A 21871-nucleotide genomic window follows, 5' to 3' on the forward strand; every position below is an offset into this window, starting at 1 on the left:
GCTTGGAAAGCGGGAGTGAAGCTGTTTGGCAGTTTGATTAGGAGAAAAGATTGGACAAGGGGAAATCAATCTAATGTTTGGGGAAAGAGGGGAACGTGTATGGGGAAAAAGAAGATGAAAAAAGTGATTCCATTTGCGGTGATGACGACGATGCTTTTGTCGGCGACGCTGCCGGCGTTTGCGGCGAGCGGGTTTGTGTTTGAGGATTGGGATTTGGGGATTGTTTCGGAAAGAAAGGAAAAGTTGGATGATACAGACGATGCCATAAAAAGTCAGAAAGAATGGCAGAAACTGGCTGCATCGTCCAGTGAGCTTATGAATGCGGATGTGAGGGCAACTCCCTCAGAATTACGTTCTTCCAAAGTCATAGAGGCAACTCATTCACAATTAATCATGCCGCGCGTTATCGTCAGCGCCAGCCTCGGAAATCTCTGGGAAAACTGGGATGTGGCGGATTTGAGCTTTCTGGATGGAACACATGGACTTGGAACGAAACAAAAACCGTATCAGGTACGCACGAAACATCAGCTGATGGGACTTAGCTTTTTGGCGGCATTTGGCATGCAGCCGGATCACGGCGAGGTGGAAGAAGAGATCGTAGGGGATTACCGGGGCGCATGGTTTGAGCTGACGGCGAACATCGATCTGGGAGGAATGGACTGGAATCCGATCGGTTATTACCGGGATGATTCGGAATTTTCAGGGGAGGTGACGCACCCGTTTATGGCAAATCTGGATGGAAACGGTTATAAGATTTCAAATTTCCGGTTTGCAGGAGGCAGTTCGCCGAATGTTGGATTTTTTGGTGCGCTGGATGGGGCGGAGATCCGAAATCTGACTCTGGAACCAGGAAAGCCGGTCAAGGGAGTGCGTCAGGTGGGAATTTTGGCAGGAAATGCGAAGAATTCCAAGATTTTTAATTGTCAGGTAAAAGGCGATGTGGAAGGAACCGGAGCGGTCGGTGGAATGATCGGGCACATGGAAGGCAGCACGGTGGAAAACGGAATGGCACAGGTAACCGTCCGAACGACGGGACGTGCAGCCGGAGCGCAGGCGCTTGCGGGCGGAATCGCCGGGGAAGCGGCGGATGATTCTCGTATCATTGACTGCCAGGTCCGCACCGGGGATAACAGTACCTCGCGGATTCAGGGAACGGATGCGACTGTCGGCGGAATTGTGGGGCTTCAGAATGGGGCGGCTCTCTACAATACCTATGTAAATGGCACGATCGGCGGTTCTGGCAGCCAGAATGTCGGAGGACTCGTTGGAGAACGAATCAGCGGAGACTTGAAAGTGGGGCGGTTTGAGGGAATGATCGGTCAGTCGGGAACCGGGGTTGCCGGACACAGAGGAACCTTCATCGGATACCGCGCACCAGCTAATTATTTTAAATATGGGGATGACATCGCGTACCTGTTTGCGGATACGGAAGCGAAAATCGCAAACAATGTCTGTGGAAGCGGCATTTCAGATGATAACCAGTATACATACGCGGCGCACATCGGATATTCCCACGCGAAGGACAATTTCTTCACGCTGGTATCCGGCGGTGTCACGCGGGATGTGGACGAGCGATATTTTTATGAAGAACTGGAACAGGGGATTCTCTCGATTGTGGATGAAGAGCTGGGCGGGGAGATGGATGCGGAGTCGGTCGGGTATGATCTTGACCATTTTGCACCAAATGATGCGGGACGCCCGGTCCGTGGTTATCTGATTACGATTCCGCAGGTCGATACCGTCTCCAATGGAACGAATTATTACGATGTGGCAGTGCTGGAAGCGTGGGGAAATGGCGCGTATTACCGGACACTCGATAAAAAACACCGCGGTGCGGTGGCACCGGGAAAGACGGTGACGGTCAGCACCTCGGCAAAGCAGGCGGAAAAAGCACGCTTTCAGATGGAGGGAGTTCCGACGTATACGCGTGGGAAGAGCCGGAAAGATACTACTTATGTAAACGGCGGCGAGTATTGTTTTACGATGCCGGAGGAAAATACGCAGGTGTCGGCGGTTTATAAAAAGGTGGCAGTTTCGGTCGGGCTGACGCCGGGCGTGACGAAATTCCAGGTGGTGCAGGAGCGGACCGGAAACCGGAAACATCCGACGAAAGTCACACGCGTGATGGATGGAAATGGAAAATTAATTGCGACGTACATCCATGGAAATCTGCAGGCGGGAACACAGGTGCAGCCGGTGACGGTGCAGGCGATTGTGGATCGGAATAATGATGTGGCGGATGCATCGGTGCGCTGGAGTATCGATGATTCAGATTTGATTACGTTACTTCCAAATGACGATGAGGAAAATGGTTATACGAAAAAGAGCGCGTCGGTTCAGGTAAATTTAAATAGTTCGTTTATCACTGATATAGTACGGAAGCTGGAAAAAGAGCAGGCAGACCGCGGATACCAGTATGCGATCGGAAGCGACATATACGGAGCAGGGTATCAGAACGGCGGCGTAGCGGTGCTGACGGCAGAGACGAAACCGGCGGCGAGCTTTGATGGGAAGCCGTGCCGGGGAAATGCGCGGATTGAGGTTACGTTCCAGATCAAGGATCAGACCTATGTAGCCAATGAAGGTGCGGCACTAAATCAGGATCAGTTGAAATTTGAGGTGGTGCGGACATTAAACGGAAATCGGAAACATCCAGATGAAATGATCCGGGTTACGGCACCGCAGGTCTTGAGTGCGTCTTTTACACCCGATTATTTTGACCGGAAAGATATATCGTGGACTGTCGGTGACGCAGCACTGATTTCGGTGGACGGCGAGGACAAGTCTGCCGGTGTGCAGGCGAAAAAGGATGCAAAATGGATCCGGGATCTGATCGCGGCAGATCAGGGCAGACATGTGAATACACCATATGAAATACAGACAGCTTCCGGCAGCCGCACGACGAAGGTGACAGTGATCGGCGATGATATGCTTGGAAACCGGCAGACGGCATCGTGCAGAGTACAGGTGGATTTCCGGACAGTGGACGAATCGAAGATTTGTGTGGAAGGCATCAGACTTATACCGAAAACGCTGCAATACGAGATCAAACGCACACGGACGGGGGCGGGTTATCGTCCGGTGGAGGCATGGACGGGAACCGGTGCGAAAAAGCTGGCAGCGTCGGTATTTCCGGCGCAGGCGTTTAACCAGAAAGTGACATATCAGGCAAGTGATGATTCGCTGTATGTATCATCGGATGGAACCGTGACGGTCAATACGACGGCTTCCTGGATACAGGAGCTTGACCGTCAATACTTAAAATCAGGCAGCCATACGGCATATGTGACCGTGAAAACCGAGGATGGTGGCTTCACGGACCGGGCGGCAGTCACAATTCAGTATGAGGCGGTCGATCAGACATACAGCGGAGGTTCCCATTCGGGCGGAGGTTCTCATTCGGGCGGCGGCTTGGGTGGAGGCTCTTCTTCTGGAAAGGGGGCAGCGGCAGGAAGCAGTGCAGCGAATGCAACCGGACCGGCATCGGGGTTCAGTGATTTGACAGGAGCGGGTATTGGAAATCTGACAGAAGGACAGGCAGGCCCCGGGCAGAATGCGGATGCGGCAGTCATACCGGAATATGTAGTAGCTGGAAACTGGCGGAAGAATGCAGATGGAAGCTGGCAGTTTGAAGCGGGCGGTAGAAGCTATGCTTCTGAATGGGCGGCTGTCCACAATCCATATGCCGATCCGGCAAAGGGGCAGAGTACGTTTGACTGGTTCCGATTTGATGCAGATGGCAGGATGGTGAACGGCTGGTATACGGATGTGGATGGAAACACATATTATCTCTGGAAGGAAATAGATGGAACACAGGGGCGTATGCTGACTGGCTGGAACTGGCTGCCGGGAAGCGATGGAGTGTTTCATTGTTACTATTTTCAGGAAAAATCTGATGGAATGAGGGGACGTTTGTATCGAAATACGCACACGCCCGATGGAAATTTAGTCAATGCGGATGGTGCCTGGGTGCTGGACGGAATAGTACAGACGAGAAGCTGAGAGAGGAGGAAAGAAGAAAACAGAGGTAAACAGGAAAAAGGAGGGATTTTTTCCATAAAAATGAAGTGGAATGAGACAAAAAGAATGAAAAATGGGGGTATAAAAAATGAAACAGGATAAGAAAACAACCAATAAATCGGGATGTACAGCCGTACTGGCAGCAGCCATGATCGCAGCCGGAGGTTTCAGCGCTTATGCGGGCAATCAGGGGACGCATGGCGGTGAATGGAAGGACACAGAAAGCCTGATATGGGAGTGGCAGAATGGAGAGATGAGTTTTTATGGAAATGGAAGTATTTTTTCAGAGCAGCACCCAGAGATCACCGATCCGGAATATTACCTGAAAGAGGCAGTCCGTTATCCGGGGGAAGCAAATCCAGGGTGGAATACGAAAGGGGAACCGAAAGCAAATTATAGCTGGGCTTCGCTCGAGGAACTGCAGAAATTTGTCAATAGCTTTGACTGGCTTCATTCGGATGAAAAAACGCGTCTTCTGTATGTGCATAACCGGATTGCAAACGGAGAGGGAGGCTTTAACCAGAATCATTACGGTTCACCGGAAGAAGCAAAGGATTTCCCGGTTTTGGAAGGAGGCGTTGGCGTCTGCCGGGATTTCGCGGAAGAATTTCAGTTCCTATGCCGGATCGTAGGGCTGGAGTGTGTGACCTACACGCCGGAATATCTCCATGATGCGTGCCTGGTGCGGATCGGCACACAGTGGTATGCGACGGATCCGACCTCCAGTCTGCCGCTATTTTCAAATGCGAAAACGTACCCGGTTGACTTTGAGACGGAGTTTTACCGCTATGAAAATAAGGAGCGGGAGCAGAGAAGAAAGGACTATGAAGCGGATCCAGACAGTCTTGCCAATGTGCTGGCGCTGACCTTGAGTATGCGGGGAGAGGGGACGATTTCCGAGGCTGCCTGGGAGAAAATACAGGCACCGATGGGGCAGATAGAAGAAAAGTGGGGACGACAGGAAATACCAAGACAGGAGTATGAAACGGGGATTATCTCGCTACTGAAATCAGTTTGGGGAACTGAAAAATAAAGAAAACGAGGGACTGCCGGTGTTAAGGGGCGCGGGCAGTAAAAATGAGGAGGAAGTTTATGGGGGAGTATCGGTACAGAGAGAATGTGAAACGGGGGATGGCGTTTGTACTGGCAATTATATTGGGAGGAATGGCTTTTTTGCCAGGATTCCCGGTTTTTCCGGCGAAAGCGGCACCTGCGAGCGGTCAGCAGACAACACTGACGACAGCCCATGGCGATACGCTGCTGGGACACAAGCTTTATTGTATCGATAAGGGCGGTTATGCGATCTGGGGAATTGCAGAAAAAGGGGATCTCTATGAAGCACACCGTCCCTCCCAGGCATCCGTTCCGCTGAGCAGTCAGGAACAGAAATATGTATTTTGGGCGATGCTCTCGCTCAGAGCAGCGCTGGGGGATGAAAAGGCAAATACATTTATCCGGGCGATCAATGTGGCAGCAAAAGCGCAGGGAAAACCGGAAATTATCAAGATGGTGTCCGAGGAAGATCTGAAAACAATCCTCTATGTTCCAGCTGTGCGGGCAAAATATCCGTGGCTGGAGGCAGCTGCGTCAAATAGTGAGGCGTACATGCAAATGGGAGGAATGCTGTCTGGCGGAGGCAGCGGAAAGGAAAATACCGGTGTCGGCGGCGGAAAGATTCCAAATGTGATAGCTTCCAGCACCTCGCTGGGAACGGCAAAACAGGTAGATGCGGCGACTCTGACGCTGTCGTTTGCGCCGGATGGCTCGGATTGGGATTTTATCCGTTCTGTACCGCTTGAATTTTCAAACAATAACGGTGTTTCATTCAGTCCGGTTCCGACCGATGGATGGACGTATACAAAAACCGACTCGCAGATTGTATTTAAAAATCCAAATCCAAAACCGTCGAAAGCCCTGATTCGTTTCCGGGTGGAAGGAACCCCATACGCTTCGGGCGGCGGGGGATATGCTTCGGCGGAGGAGGCGATTGACCAGTCGCTTCAAATCTGGGAGTGTGTGACCTGTTCGGGGACACACGGAGGCGGAACGCCTGCCAAAAGTGATCCGTGGATTCATCAGCGGATGGCATGGATGGAGCTCGGAATGGTTCCGGTCAATTATTTTGCTGCATTGGCGGGCGATCCAACCCCGGTACCGGAGCAGGGAGGCATTCAGTTTGAGGTATTTAGGCATGAAGAGGATTTTACTTCCACCTATAATCTGCAGATGTATAAATACGATCATGAGACAGGGAAAGCGCTGAAAGGGGCGCGGTTTGGCTTCTTTGAGCGCTTTGACGATAAAAACAGGGTAAATACTGAGCGGGACGGAGCTGCCGAATTGTATGAGGGCGGAGAACCATATGCCAGTCATTATCAGGATGAGCCGGTTCTCTGGGATGGTTTCAGACAAGCGGGTTCGGTGGTAACAGATGGCGATGGCTACGCCTCCCAGACAGTGGAACACGGTTATCACTATGATAAGACGTTCTGTGACGGTCATCCGGCACCGGCCTTTGTACCTGTTCCAGAGGAAGAGGAGGACGAAGAGGGAGAAGTCATCAATGAGGATGAGATTGAGGCGGCGCAGGCAGAAAATATCCGCCTGGCAAATAGCTGGCTTTTGTGTGAAGAGGAATGTGAAGGAAAGGCGGGCGGAGACTTTGAGGGCGTCCATTTCCACTGGATAATGGAGGAGGTCGATGCAGGGGAGATAGAAGGTATCGCGTCAGACGGCGGCTCCGAGGGAGAAACACCCGATGCGGGACCGACGACAGGGGCAGACGGGGAAACTTCGTATGCAAAGTCTGGCTGCCAGGAGGACTGTGGGCAGACGTATGAGAAGTTCATTTCCATGAAGTACAGTTATACTTGGAAAGAATTTAAAGCGCGGGATGGATATATTCTGCATGATGGACATGCAGATGACCTGCCGATTGAGATTATCACAACCGATGCATCTGAGCATGGGGCAAATGCAGCCTTTGGAGGCGGATATTCGCGTGATGTGGTGCTGGGAACGAAGAGTGTGAGAAAGAGTCAGGGCATCGGAGAGGCTTCCGAAAATCAGAATGGAGAAAGTGCGGGGAAGACAGGAATTTCTGGAAAAAATGGCTGGGAGCGTCGAAGTGCGTCTGGCTGGACAATCCGGGAAGATTTAGCGGCTTTTCTGGGGGAGAGTCCTGTATTTCCAGGGCCGTTAAAAATGCGTGCTTTGCCGCAGCGGATCGTTTTGTTTACGGCATTGGATGCAGCCCTTCTGGGGAAAGCGACACCGTCGGAGGCGGAGATAGGAGAAAAACCGCAAGATACAGGAAGCAAAGCGGGGAGAAATAGGAGTAAGACAAGTGAAAACGAACAGGACATAAATGAAAAAGGCAGAAAATTGACACAGGAGAAGAAGGACGCAACTGCCTCGGAGCTGAAAGTATCTATTTCGGACCATCTGGTAAATCGCGTCCAGAAAGGTTTTGTGTTTATTGATGAAGCGGATGATGATTTAGAAGAAGCAGAAAAAGCGGAACGTGAAAGTATTCGGCGATATATAGCAACCGGCTCAGATTTATTGACAACCGAGGCAGGTTTTTATACAAGCTGGCATTCACCTTCTTTGTTATATCAAAATCCTCAGTTGTCACAAAGAACGGAAACACTGGCGGGTGCGGCAGCAGAGTCTCTATTTTTCCCAGCCTATGAATCGGCGCTTGTTTCCGCGAGTGTGGGTTCAGCGATAGAGCCGGGAAGTGCTGGCAATTTCAGCCATTGCAATGGGGCAGACGGCGAGAAAGATGCCTGGAGGATCTACGATCACCGGACAGAGGGCGAGGTACATATCAATAAAAAGGATCTGGATCTGAAAAAGGGCGAAAATGAGTCTTACAATGCGCTTGGGGACTCACAGGGGGATGCAACGCTGGAAGGCGCAGTGTATGGCTTGTTTGCAGCAGAAGATCTGTTGCATCCGGATGGGAAAACAGGGGTAGTTTACCGGGCCAATCATCTGGTGGCGGTGGCGACGACAGACAAAAATGGAGATGCCTCGTTTCTGGCATGTACAGAGGCGCCGGGGCGAACCTATGATTATTCGAAAGGGTCGATTGCGGATGCAGCGGATGGATGGCGAAAGAAAGCGCCGGGAAATCTGTATACACAAGATGCGGCGATCGATGACTATACGGCAGATAAAGCCTGGGAGCGGATTTATTATAACAATACGTCAAAGAATGGGAATGCCTGGATTGGACGCCCACTTCTGATGGGGGAATATTATGTCAAGGAATTAAGCCGATCCGAGGGCTTTGAACTTTCGGTTGGAAATAAACTTCACGCAGTTACAAACCTGGGACAGGATCTGGAGGCGGCGGTCCTGGAACCGGGAGAAGGATATGCCCATATTTCCATGCAGATGTATGGGGAAGAGCAGGCAGGCGATGGCGGAGCTGACACGAATGAAATTTTCTTTTCGGCAGAGTCAAAGGACACGAAAGAGGGAGTTTATGAGATTGTGGTGTCAGGGCTGCCGGAGGGCGTGAGCTTTTATCGAAAAGACGAGGGAAAAGGAACGGTTTCGGTGGAAGCTGGGACAGGTGAGTATGAAAAAGTTTATACCGGGGAACTGGCAGTGGCAGAGAACGACTATCAGTATCCAAAGTACAATGCGGATGGCACGCCGATGAATAAAAAAGTTCCGATTGAGTATGCGGCGGGGTGGATGCGCCAGGTCCGGGTGCAGGAACTTGTGCCGGAGACAGTGGAATCAGTTCTTTTGCAGGCAGAAACGGGAATGACCGAGGAAGAAAATGCGGACAAGCTGGCAAAGATATTTGATGTGGATGACTTTTGTTATCTGAAAGGGAAAGCCGAGCGGGTACTCCGCAGACATGCGAAAATAACACCGAGGACACCGGGAGCAGGAGAAAATGCATATTCCAGTATCTATACCGGCGTATTTGACCGGGGCGTCCGGGAAGGAGAGCGGGACGTGTACGGCGTCAGCGGTGTGACACCGGGAGAAAAGGCAGAAAAAACGGTGTATGGTTCGCCAGTCCAGACGATTGCGGTGCCGAAAACAAAAGATGGAATCTCAATAACAGTGGGAGACGTGATCACTTCCATTCTGGATTTTTATCATACCCATCCATATATCAGCTATGGCGGTCTGGACGCGGTGCAAGAGTATTCGGATTCGTTTGAATTTACGGTATATGCAGGAATTTTAGGAATACCGGAAAATTTTATGGTACTGGGAAGTGATCCGGAGAAAGACAGCTTGATTTTTCACCGGGCAGAGTGGCTGCCGGAGAATATGGAAATGTGTCCGCGTTATGTGTATATACCATATTCAAATAATCGAGGTCGGGACGCATTTGGAACGTATACTGATTATAGGGAAACTACCGCTGGAAATCAGGTGATGGCGTCGGCACTTTTGCAGACAGATGCTGTGATTGAGGGAGATGGTACGATTGTTCCGAAGGAAAATGAGGTAAATGTCTATTACAAAACCGGGGAAATTCCGTATGATGCGGATGGGCAGCCGATCCAGGTAGTTGTTTACCGGGAAAAGACAGAAACACAGCAGCGGGAGGTAACGGAGACAAAATGGGTTCATCAGGCAGCAGCCCGGAATGCAGATGGGAGATACATACTGCGGGTCAACGCGAATTTTACCGACAGTTTTGGCGTGAAAAAAACAAATGCAGGCGTGCTGGAAGAGCTGGGATTTAAGGCGGTATTGAAAGAGAAGAAGGTTACACTGAACGAGGAAGAAGCCGCAATGCTTGGAAATGGTTTCTTTGCCGGCCACCAGATGAACAGTTCCAGCTATTACACGTGGATAAAACAGGCGCGGGCAAAGGCATATGTCGATTCTGGAGGTCCTGGCTTGACAGGGGATGATTCCTATGTGGTCCCGGTGGCACTGGCGTACCCGGGGCAGGAGACCACCTATCAGGATGCCGGGACAAGGAAAGAACCGCTGGGTGTACTGGAGCGAGTGATCCGCCAGAAGATAAAAATCGTCAAAAATATAGCGACGACATCGGAGGGCACCTATGCACATAACACTTATGCGGAAAGTGGGCACACCGATCTGTTTACGGAAAAAGAGGGAGGAAACGAAAATGTCGCTTCAGCACTGCCAAATTTCCGCTTTAAACTCTATTTGAAATCCAATCTGGAACGTCTGTACCGAAATACGGATGGCGAAATCGTGTGGATGAACCGGGATGGGGAAGTCGTCTCGTTGCCGGAGGTAAAAAAGAATTTTCCACTGCTTAGAGAATCCTTTGCTCCGGTTCAGAAAATTTTCACGCAGGTAACTCATAAAAAAGATTCCCAGACGGCTGGTTCCGTCAATAACAATGTCTGGGACAGCGCAGTGACGGCAAAGGAACGTCTGTACGAATATGGAAAAGACGGGCAGATCGCGGATTCGAAAGAGGTCAATCAGGGATATACAAGACTTCTTGAGACGGTCATGCGGACCAAGGAAGATGGAGCGGGAGCGGTACGGGAAGTTTCCGGCTATCAGTATGAGAAATTTTTCGATGCGATGGCGGTGGCGAACCGGGATAAATGGCAGCGGGCAGATGCAGCAGATACATCCTTTAAGCCGTTTGCGTGGATCCGTACGGGCATTTTTGGAACCGGTGGCGGAGAAATAAAAGATCCGGTGCATCATAACAATGCGGCGATACAGAACCAGAGCCGTACGTCAGAAGCAGCCATAGAAAATGCAAAACGGTCGGATGCTGTCCGTCAGTTTGCGATGGACTGGTATTTGAAGGATGAGGTAAAGAAGCAGAACATTCAAGCATCGGGCGGACAGGAAGGCTACCCGGATTATATCTATGATGAAGCATTACATCAGGCAATTTTAAAAGCAGAGGAATATTTGAAGCCGTTTTTCTCCTATGATTTGGACGATTTATACGCGATTGAGTGGGACAGCGCGGAAAATGGAGGTTCCGATCGGGACAAAACAACGTTGTCAGCAGAAAAATTAAAAAAATCCGAGGAAGGTTATTATTATGGCGTTTCGAAATACCTTCCTTACGGAACCTATGTGGCAGTCGAGCAGCAGCCGTATTCGGGAGCACTGGAAGATTTCAAAAACCAGCATTATCGGATCGACCAGCCGAAAGAAATAGAAGTCCCGTCGGTTTATGAGGCAGGTGGAAACCTCGTATCTCCGGAAAAAAAGTTAGCGGATTATCAATATGACGCCTCGGCATCGCCGGAAACGCTGGCGGCGAACTATCAGATCCGGATGAATGAAGAGTGGGGAGATACGAATCAGGCGGATTTGAGGAAATATGTGATCCGCGCACATGGACAGGATGGAAATTATGAGATTTATAAGTATGGTCTGGATGCGGATAAACGGCAGGGAACGATCTCCTATCCAGGCGGAAGCTATGACTACAGCGGATTTTCGCCCGCTCAGAGGGAAATGGCGCCGTACAAGGACATTTATCGGTCTGAAAATGCAAACAGCCGGTACCGGAGCAACGAGAAGGTAGAAAGCTATTACCGCTATGGTTCGGTCTCAGAGCAGGCAGGGTGGGCAGATTCAGTGGAATATCCGTATGGAGAGAAGACGGATGATAACAATCCGGCGGGATTTTATCTGAAAGATCATGTCAGGACAATCACCGGGGCGCTGACCGGGTTTGACGGGCGGTATTTTCAGGGATTGGTGCCTTACAGTGTGACAGAACCGGCGGCGGAGTCTGCCTATGATGCGTTGGGATTTACCGGCTACGCGGATGGAAAATACCGGAATACGTTTTATGCTGCAAAGCTTCGGATTGAAAAACTAGATTCGGAGACGGGAGAGAATATTCTGCATGATGATGCGGTGTTCGCTATTTATGCCGCCAGCCGGGACACGTCGAAGTACAGCGAGGGGGAGGTGCAGTTTTATGAAAAAGATACACAGGTGACAGCCAGCCGGGAATTTTTGGAGGCAATGGGGGCAAAGAAAATCGCGCCGGTTGATTTGAAAACGCTAATTCCGTCAAAATACCCCTGGAAAGCACCTTATACAGGAAAATATACAGGCATAATCCCGGCAGGAACTCCGATTTGCAGTGAAACCGATCAGGTGGTGATGCAGGATGCCTTTGGGACGCGGACGGGCACATTCCGGGTTTATTCGACGCTGCAGGATTTTGGTGGTTTGGGGGAAACTCTGCCGTCCAACCAGAATACAGGATATCTGATCACGCCGCAGCCGCTGGGAGCAGGAGCCTATGTGTTGTGTGAATTATCTGTACCGGAAGGATACGTGAGAACGAAACCGATAGCGGTGGAAGTGTATTCGGATGAAGTGACGTATTATCGGGACGGAGAGCGCGGTCAGCGGGTGGCAGCTGCCGTGTATAGAGAAATGGTAACCCGGATAAGCAGCAACGGAGAAGCAGTCCAGAATCCGGATGGAACGAAGCCAAATGGCAATAAGCCGCAGGACCGGGGGGATGTGGCGCGGATTTATGTAGGAAATACGCCGATCCGGCTGGAAATCGCGAAAGTAAAACAGGAGGAAAAGGAGATTTTGTTTGAGTTGAGCGATCGGCGAGAGGGAACTTTGACCGAGCTTTCGAACCGTTATGGTCTTGAAAATCTGGAACTGGCGTACAATGCGTCGGGAACGTTCCTTGGATATGGGTGGTCAAAGGGCTGGCTGGATAGTCTGAGGGCAAAACAGGAAGCCGGGGAGTGGATTGACCTGATTTATGAGGATCAGGTTTTTACTGGAAAGGCGATCTGGCATCGGGTTCCAGATACGGCGCACGCACTCAACCGCTATCTTCCAGGTGCATCGATGTGCCTGTATGATGCGATCGAGGTAAAGAAGAACGGGGACAGTGAGGATCGGGCGTATGCCGGTGTCAATGTGGTGCGCGATTCGTTTGGAAATGTGATCCGGATGTATGTGCAGAAAGGTTATGCGGGAAACCGGCTTCTGTATGTGAAGGATAAAGAACAAGAGGGGGAAGATAACAAAGGAGAAAATAACAATTATACACGATATACGCAGGATGACCGGTTCAACGACCAGGGGAAAGGCAGATGGATTCTCAAGTGGGTTGAACGCGAAGATACAGACATTTTATATTACGATCTCGGGGCTCTGGAGGTATTTACGACACTCCGGGGCGTGCGGTATGCCTATAACGAAAAGGGCGAACTGGTGCGTCCAAAAGACGGCGAACCGATCTATGCGATGAAAGACGGTGTTCCATTTCTGGAAATTGTAAGCCCCAGCTATGAAAAACTGGCGTACAGTCGGAAAGAAAGGCGGTTTGAATACGTTCCGTCTGGGACAAAATTCTATCATCTGGCATCAGACGGAAGCCGGGACAGCGAGGTAGAACCGTACACGGGAATGGCATATGTGACGGAGGAAAAAACCGGCAAAACATTGGTGTGGGCGATCCAGGTATCTAAGGATCACTATGGAAATGTGATTGCCAGGGATAAGATAAAGACCGGTCGTGTGGCAACGATGTATGCTGATACGGAACAGGAGTACACGATTGGAACATATGACGGAGGTCTGCTGCAGCCCCATGTCAATCCGGTTTTGAATGAAAATGGGCTGCCGGTTTATTACCAGCGTTCCGCTCAGACCTATATTAAAGGATATCCCGTTTATGATCGGGATGGCGATTATGTGCGTTACCGATACAGCGATCTTCTCAGAGCTTACAATGCCAATGCATGGGATCTGCAGTTGAAGGCAGCACTCTATGATATTGGAAATGATCCGGAAAAACGGGAAGATGATCGACCGCTGTACCACCGTCAGGGTGAGGCGTATCTGATGGAAAACAGCTGGATAACCGGGGATGAAACGCCAAACGATCCGTTCCATACACGGATCAGAGATGGGCAGGTGGATGTTTTAAAACGCGTCCCGGCGGGAACGTATATTTTAGAGGAGACACGCGCCCCATCCGGCTATGCGAAACGGATGCCGACAGGGCTTACGGTAGAGGAAACCTGTGAGGTACAGGAGCTGCGCCTTACTAACCGCCCGATCACGGTGCAGATCGAAAAGATCGACGCGCCAGAACAATATCAGCAGCCAGTCCGGGACTATGATCACATTTTGAACGAATCGGATTCTAAGACCTGGGAGGAAGGAAAAGGAGGTTATACGTTTTCAAGTGTGGAAGGAGCCGTGTTAGCGCTCTATCCAGCAAAAAGAGTTGCGAGTGATGATTTGGAAACACATCCGTCCGGGTATTATCTGGAAAAGAAAGGGGAACTTCCGGCGAACTGGACGGTACTAGATGAGAGAAACCAGAAAAAGACAGTGACTGCCAAATGGACCGTCGGAAAGACGCCAATGGCATGGGAGGGGATTCCGGCAGGCGATTATATTCTCGAGGAGATAGAGACGCCTCCGGGATATCTGACAAATCAAATGGAGGTGGAAATCCAGGAAACTTCTAAGCTGCAGCTCATCACGATGCAGGAAGATCATATAAAAACCGCCTTTTTCAAATATGAGAAGAAGGATGGAAAAAAAGAATGTCTGCCGAATGCATATGCGGCGGAGCTGACCCTGTATGAGGCAGTGACAGATGAAAATGGAATTGTCATGGAAGCGGATGGAACACCGCGCTATGACCGGGAAAAACGGGTGACGAGCTGGAAGACCGAAGATGCGAAAGCCTACAGCCAAGGAAGCGACAGCTTTGCAACCCGCTATCAGGAGCTGTATGCAGAATATCACACAAGGTTTAACACGGTTGCATGGTGTGGATATACCGCTGAAAAACAGGAAGAAACGGCGACAGAACAGGGCGAATCAGTGCGTCAGCTCTGGAATCTGGGAAATGGTTCGCAGGTGCTTGTTCAGGTAACGAAAAATCTGCAGCCGGATGGAAAAGCAGGCTGCAGCTATGATTTCCGCTGGAATTACCAGACGGAGGGGACTCTGGTCAGTTATGATACCTCCGATGGGATTCACCGGATTGATTATTTACCGCTGAATCCGACGAAAAATGATTTGGCTTCGAACAGAAAGAAAGGCTATTACGTTCTGGTGGAGACGAAAACACCAAGCGGCTATCAGAAAGCAGCACCGAAGCCGGTGATTGTCGAAGAAACTGCTGAAATTCAGCTTTACGGGCTGGAAAATAGGGCAAAGTCTGTCTATATTTCCAAGCTGGGAAGCTCAGGAGAGGCATCCGAAGAGGCAATTTATCTGGCAGGCGCAGAACTTGCTGTTTTCCGGGCGGCACAGGATGGAAGCCTGATGCAGGAAAAAGAATATTTAGTGGAACGCTGGATTTCTGGATCGGATGGAAAATTTACAGAGGAAGAAGCAGAAAAACAGGAGATTCCGGCAGGCTGGAAGGCAGGGGACTGGAAGCCGCATCGGATTTCTCCGATTGCCTATGGAGTGTATTATCTGGTGGAACTTTCGGCACCGGCAGGTTATCGCCTCATGGAACCTAAGAAATTTACGGTGGCGGCTGCTTCGGGGGAGACAATCGAAGCAGTTAATACGTTGAAACAGGGACGGGTTCGGGTTGAAAAGGTGGATGAGAGAAAGCCAGAGGAAAAACTGGCAGGTGCGGTGTTTGAAGTGAAAAACAGAGAGACGGGAGAAAAGGTTCAGATGGAGACAGACGAGAGCGGTCAGGCGGAAAGCCCATTGCTGCCAATCGGAACGATAGGGGGGAATGGAAGCTGGATTCCGTACCATTACGAAGTCCGTGAGACGATGCCGCCGGATGGATATCAACTTATTCCGCGCGTGTACGAGGTGCTGATGGAAGATCAGAAGGAATGCGAGGTGCTAACGTATAATCTGACGGTGCCGAATGAAACAACGAAAATCAAAATTTCCAAGCTGGATTTCGATACGGGTCTCTTTGTGTCAGGAGCAAAGCTGGCAGTGTATGAAGCGGGATTTTTGGATGGTGTGTACACTGAAGCGGGTGAGGCATTGGAAACCTGGATCTGCGATGGGAAAACACACGTGATAGAAGGAAAGCTGATTGCCGGGCACACGTATCTTCTGAAAGAACTGGAAGCGCCGGATGGATACACTGTGCAGAAACCGATGATTTTCACGGTGTCAGATACAGGCAGGGGGATTAACGCAGCCAGAGATGGTGTAAATGCGCTGGAGACAGAGACAGCAGACGGTTTATTTGACAGCATAACGTCTCTGCAGGTGCAGGGAAGAAAAGCGCTTCGTCTGGTGAGAACTCTGTGGGATTTGGACAGTGGGGAAGAATTTGTACTTTCTTCACTGATGGAAGCTTCTGTGCCTTATCTGGAACGAGAAAAATGTGAAAAAGAGGGGGTGGCGGAAGGACATCGTTTCGAACTGCGGGAGATCATTGAGTTCAGTGACGGCAGCCGCCGGACGATAGGAAAAAATACATTCCGTCTGAATTGGGATGAGAACGGACATTATCCGCTGACGCTTCGAACATTAAAAGGAACGAGGTATCGTCTGGAAGAATATCATCAGAAAGAGACAGATGGCAGGGAAGTGGAAAGCTGGATCCCGGAAAACAGAGATGGCCTGGGATATATCCATGAAATACGAAATCCGGAATACAGCGACCCTTGTGGCATCCGCGCCGTTTCCACGATTGGAAAAGACGGAGCAGCGGTGCTGCCGGGAAGTGTAATTGTATATGAAATTACATATCGGAACCAGTCAGATAAAAAAGAAAATATGAAGATTGGACTGGAAATTCCAGCTGGGTGTGAACTAATGACAGCGGCTTCGATGGGCGGAGCGGAACAAATAGGTGAATCCTGGTATTGGAATATAGAGAATGTGGCAGCCGGATCAGGAGGCATTTTGCGGGTGGCTGTTCTGGTTGGAGAGCATATAAATGAAAACGGACAGGAAAATCATTCTGGTATGACGGTAACGGCAACGATATGGGGAAAAACGGGCAAAAGCTATGAATCCTTCCATCCAATTCTATCTCCGGGCGCAATTGCTATCGCCGGGCGGGTGACGGGAACTGCTGCGGCGTTGTTAAGGCAGGTAGATATAACATATACGTTATACTTAAAGAATGCGGAGGGAAAAGAGCTTCCAGGCTTGATTTCGTACACAGGTTCTAAATCGGGAACGCTGCGAAGTGGAGGAAGCCTGACGCTTTCTTGTGGCGAATCGGTTGTTTTGACAGGAATGCCGTGGGGCACAAACTATGAGGTTCGGGCACAAGTTCCGGCACAGACTCCGGATGGACTGCCGATCGAGTGGAAGAGTACAGGAAGCACGGGACGAACCTCTCGGCAGGGAAATACAGCGCTCTGGGAATTTCATCAGAATGATCGGTCGGTGCGCGAAGTGCTCAAACGTGGGAATAGATACCGCCTGGTTGAACTGCTGGAACTGGACGGTGGAGAAACGGAAGAGGTGGAGTCGAATCAGATGATTTTTTCTCTGGGGGACGATGCACAGATAGATGGAATTGGAATGATAGATTCCCCGACAAAGCTGGTCTTTTCAAAGACAGATCTGGGCGGAACGGAGCTTCCGGGTGCTCAGATAGAGATTCTGGATCAGTCTGGAAATGTAATCGAATCATGGATTTCTGCGGATCATCCTCATGAGATAATTGGAACGTTGACACCGGGAAAGAGTTATATAATGCGCGAGACGGGAGCGCCGGATGGATTTGCGTATGCGGAAGAGATTCCGTTTACTGTTTCCGAGGATGGAACGGTCGAGCGGATTTCCATGCAGGATAAGCCGACGCACGTGGAAATCACAAAATACAGTGTGACGGGAGAAAAGGAACTGCCGGGGGCGCGGATGGAACTCTGGGAGGAGAAGGAAGGCGGAACCTTGGTTGATTCGTGGGTATCTGATCGGGGCGCCCATGTGATAAAAGGAAAGTTAAACGCTGGAAAAAACTATGTGCTGGTAGAAAAAATAGCGCCGGATGGGTACTGGAAAGCAGAAAAAGTGACATTTACGGTATCACTGGACGGTCGAGTCGATCAGGTGAAGATGTATGACAGGCCGACGGAAGTGCAGGTGGAGAAGCGGAAATGGAGGGAGCAGAAAGGAGATAGCGAATTTGTAAAAGGTGCCCGCCTGAGGATTTCTGATGAGACTGGAAAGGTAATATTGGAATGGATTTCTGAAGAAAAGGAGAAATGCATACAGGGCATTTTAAAGGAGGGCTGCCGCTATATTCTGGAAGAGCTGGAAGCGCCGGAGGGCTACGAAAAAGCCGAACCAGTTTCATTTACGGTTTCAGAGGGCGGAACGGTGACGGTTGTGCGGATGTATGACTGCTTGAAGCCGGAGAATCCGGGGCGACCGGGACACGGTCAGCCGGAACATCCAAAGAAAGTGATAGAAGATCTGAAAGAGGGCTATTTAACAGTTCATGTGCCAGAGTCGATCTGTGGAGATGGGAAAATTGTTCTCGACGGCAGACAGATGAAGCCGCTTCCGAAGATGGGATATGGAGAATCAGCCACCTGGGAAGTAGAAGGTGCTTATCAGGTTGAGGACGAAAAAGAGCGTCTGAATGAAGTGATTTCACTGATTTGGAAGTGGAAACTGGTGATTGGACTGATATGTATGAGCGCTGGGGCTGGACTGGCGCTCGTAGAGCGGCTAAGAAAGGAGGAAAATATAAAAAAGAATATGGAGAGGAATGATAAGGGCAAGGAGGAGTAAAAAAATAAGAGAAAAATGAACAGAAGAAAGATGTACTCTCGGAGTCTTTTCTGCACTTGCTTTTGCGGCTAACAAAAAACATTTTACAAAATCAAGCACAGAAAGATTTCGAGAGCACATAAAGTGGGAGAGGAGGAATTTTATGAATCAGATGGCGAAAGGGCTGCTCTTCGGAGCAGCCGTACTGAGCCAGACGGCTGCGGGATGTTTCTCCGCTGCCGCAGCATCCATCGATCGGGTCAGGATTCGGCTGGCAGCAGAAGAGCTGGATGAAATGGGAATGCCTGTTTTGGAGGCGGAAAGCCGGGACAGGGCATATAGCGTCACTGGTGTGGAACGAATCTCCGGTGATCCGGCAAGCGGACCGGCGATGGATGGGGCAGAGGTGGGAAAAAAAGAAAATGAACAATATAAAGGGAGCATACAAGCCGACTCTGAAAATATAGGTACCAAAGAAGTTTCTTTAGAAGAACGAAAGATAGAAGAAATCCATGCAGAAGAACCTGCTCCGGAAATTCTATACGAAATAGAACTGGAATCCGACGCAGATGATTCTTTTTCCGTCCTTCGCCAGGAGGACATCCAGTTTTCAGGGCTTGGCGCGGTATGCAGCAAGGCAGTTCGGAAAGATAATGGCACTACGTTGCTTTTGACGATCGAATTACAGGATGCCGGAGAGATAATAGGAACGGTGGATGCAGCAGACTGGGAGAAAAGAGGAATTGGCAGGTGGAAGAAAGCGCCGGGGGCTTCGGCATATTTGGTGATGCTTTACCGGGATGCGAAGCGTGTCGGACATCCGCATCGGACGAGTGCTGAACAGTACGATTTTGTACCGTTGATGCAGACTGCGGGCGTATATCATTTTAAAGTGATTCCTTTGACAAAGCAGGGAAAGCGTGGTCAGGCAGCAGAATCGGCATGGAGGAAAGTGACGGAGGCAGAGGCAGCTCAAAACCGGGAAGAATGGGGAGGGAAAAAGCCGGGATGGCAGCCAGAAGGGGAAATTCCATCGTATATTTTAAAAGATGGTGCATACCCGCAGATGGATTCTCTTTTGATTGGGGAAAAGTATGAGCAGTTTAATGAAAAGGGGGAAAACGTGTCGCGAACCGTAATATTTTGAGGATTTTCGTATAATTTATAAAAATCAGTTGAAAAAGCAGAAGAAATGTGATAGCATACCTCACATAAGTTCGTTCCTGTTTACTGAACCGTCCTGACGAGTGATCGAAGGTCAGTCAGGCAGGGACACTCTGGAGAGTCTCCAAGAAGGAGCGCCGAAGGTGTAAGACGGATGCACGTCCATGGTATTCGTTGATCTCTCAGGCAAAAGGACAGGGCATACAACCAATCACAATGGAACCAGGGGATGAGTTCTATTGTATGCATATGTTCTACTCTTTGGAGAGCTGATTTGTATCAGCTCTTATTTTATTACTCGATCCCGGATTTACAAAAGAGCCGGAATCGTAACGAAAACATAGAGGAGGATAAAAAATGGACACGATTTTGACACTGGTAAACAAAGGCAATGATTTTCTGTGGAGTTTTCTTCTGCTGATTCTGCTGTGTGGAACGGGCATCTATTACACGATTCGTCTCAAATTCATCCAGGTAAGAAAATTTGGCGAGGGCTGCAAGCATGTGTTTGGACATTTCAGCCTGAACGGAGAAAAACATGAAAAAGGGGAAATGAGCCCGTTTCAGTCGATCATGACGGCGATCGCAGCACAGGTTGGTACTGGTAACCTGGCAGGTGCGGCGACAGCGCTGTTTGGCGGCGGTCCGGGTGCAATCTTCTGGATGTGGCTGAGCGCGTTCTTCGGAATGGCGACCATCTACTCCGAGGCGGTTCTGGCACAGACCTACAAAACAGAGGTAAATGGTGAGGTGACAGGCGGACCTGTCTACTACATCAAGGCGGCATTTAAAGGTAATTTTGGAAAGGTATTATCCACTCTGTTTGCTATCTTTATTGTTTTAGCACTTGGGTTTATGGGCAATATGGTACAGTCCAACTCGATCGGTGCTGCGTTTACAGAGGTATTTCAGGTATATGGAATCAATATTCCGCCGATCACGATCGGTCTTGTGCTGGCAGTACTGGCAGGATTCATTTTCATTGGTGGAACCAAACGTCTGGCAGCTGTGGTAGAGAAGGTTGTGCCAGTTATGGCAGGCGTTTACATTGTAGGAAGCCTGATTCTGATTGGTCTTCATATCAATTACGTGCCGACAGCATTTATGATGATCATCAAGGGCGCGTTTGATCCGAAAGCGGTAATGGGTGCTGGTGCTGGTATCACCGTCCGCGAAGCAATCCGTTTTGGTGTAGCGAGAGGACTTTTCTCCAATGAGGCAGGTATGGGTTCCACACCGCATGCTCACGCACGTGCGAAAGCAGAAAGCCCGCATCATCAGGGGCTTTGTGCGATGATCAGTGTCTTTATTGATACATTTGTTATTTTAAATCTGACCGTATTTGCAGTCCTGACAACGGATGCGATGAGCTCCGGCAAGGATGGTACAGCGCTGACACAGGCGGCATTCATGCAGAGTTTTGGAAACTTTGGTTCTATTTTTATTGCGATCTGCCTGCTGTTCTTCGCATTTTCGACGATTCTGGGATGGCATTTCTTTGGTCTGACGAATGCGAAATATCTGTTCGGCGAGGGCGCGGCAAAGGTTTATTCCTTCATCGTTGTGATTTGTATTGTCATTGGTTCTATGTTAAAGGTAAATTTAGTATGGGCTCTGGCAGATTTCTTCAACGCGCTGATGGTTATTCCGAACGTTTTGGCATTACTTGCATTGAGTCATGTGGTTGTGGCGGCTGACCGGAAAGCGGAAGCGATCACGAAAAATGTGACACAGGCATATCGGGCTGCAGAAGAAAAGTAAGAGCAAATAAAGAGAAGATAAAAGGTAACTGTTCAGTAGGTCTGCGCATTTACTGCGCTGACCGTACGAAAACATGGGCCAGCAGGCAAAAATCCCATTGCCGTAGGCAATTTTTAATGGATTTTTGCGTGTGACTGTGAAGGTACTGAACAGTTACGATAAAAGTGAATTGTAAGCGTAAAAAGCGAGCGTTAAACAAGCATTCAAAAAAGGGGCTGTCGCATTAGCAAATATTTTTGCTGGGCGGCAGCCCTACTTT

Annotated in this window: 5 protein-coding genes and 1 riboswitch; all 5 genes read left to right on the top strand. The window is 49.8% G+C overall.

The genetic code is table 11. The features are described 5' to 3' along the window. The first annotated feature begins 99 nt into the window (after nucleotides 1-99). The 5 genes from DW720_RS04475 to DW720_RS04495 all read left to right on the top strand — a co-directional run bounded on the left by DW720_RS04475 (nucleotide 100) and on the right by DW720_RS04495 (nucleotide 21612). Complete coding sequence (locus DW720_RS04475) at nucleotides 100-4002, top strand: peptidase A26 (RefSeq protein ID WP_118749291.1); 3903 nt, start codon at nucleotides 100-102, stop codon at nucleotides 4000-4002. Between the two features lie 106 nt (nucleotides 4003-4108). Next, nucleotides 4109-5053 carry a hypothetical protein gene (locus DW720_RS04480; protein WP_118742871.1) on the top strand — a complete coding sequence of 315 codons (945 nt, stop codon included), beginning with the start codon at nucleotides 4109-4111 and terminating at the stop codon, nucleotides 5051-5053. A 59-nt stretch (nucleotides 5054-5112) separates the two neighbouring features. Continuing rightward, a complete protein-coding gene (locus DW720_RS04485) occupies nucleotides 5113-18708 on the top strand; it encodes a prealbumin-like fold domain-containing protein (protein WP_118749292.1) in 13596 nt (4531 codons plus the stop codon). Nucleotides 18709-18850: 142 nt separating this feature from the next. Beyond that, nucleotides 18851-19834, top strand: a complete 984-nt coding sequence (locus DW720_RS04490; RefSeq protein WP_107000467.1) for a hypothetical protein — start codon at nucleotides 18851-18853, stop codon at nucleotides 19832-19834. Nucleotides 19835-19954: 120 nt separating this feature from the next. After that, nucleotides 19955-20059, top strand: a riboswitch (glycine riboswitch). A 149-nt stretch (nucleotides 20060-20208) separates the two neighbouring features. Next, nucleotides 20209-21612 (top strand): sodium:alanine symporter family protein, encoded by a 1404-nt coding sequence (locus tag DW720_RS04495; RefSeq protein WP_118742869.1) that lies wholly within the window; start codon nucleotides 20209-20211, stop codon nucleotides 21610-21612. Nucleotides 21613-21871: the final 259 nt, after the last annotated feature.

Source organism: Clostridium sp. AM27-28 (assembly GCF_003480955.1).
GTDB lineage: Bacteria > Bacillota > Clostridia > Lachnospirales > Lachnospiraceae > Otoolea > Otoolea fessa.

What these genes read in the sequence shown, in the direction of transcription:
- DW720_RS04475 (WP_118749291.1), top strand. Translation starts at nt 100, where the DNA reads ATGGGGAAAAAGAAGATGAAAAAAGTGATTCCATTTGCGGTGATGACG.
- DW720_RS04480 (WP_118742871.1), top strand. Translation starts at nt 4,109, where the DNA reads ATGAAACAGGATAAGAAAACAACCAATAAATCGGGATGTACAGCCGTA.
- DW720_RS04485 (WP_118749292.1), top strand. Translation starts at nt 5,113, where the DNA reads ATGGGGGAGTATCGGTACAGAGAGAATGTGAAACGGGGGATGGCGTTT.
- DW720_RS04490 (WP_107000467.1), top strand. Translation starts at nt 18,851, where the DNA reads ATGAATCAGATGGCGAAAGGGCTGCTCTTCGGAGCAGCCGTACTGAGC.
- DW720_RS04495 (WP_118742869.1), top strand. Translation starts at nt 20,209, where the DNA reads ATGGACACGATTTTGACACTGGTAAACAAAGGCAATGATTTTCTGTGG.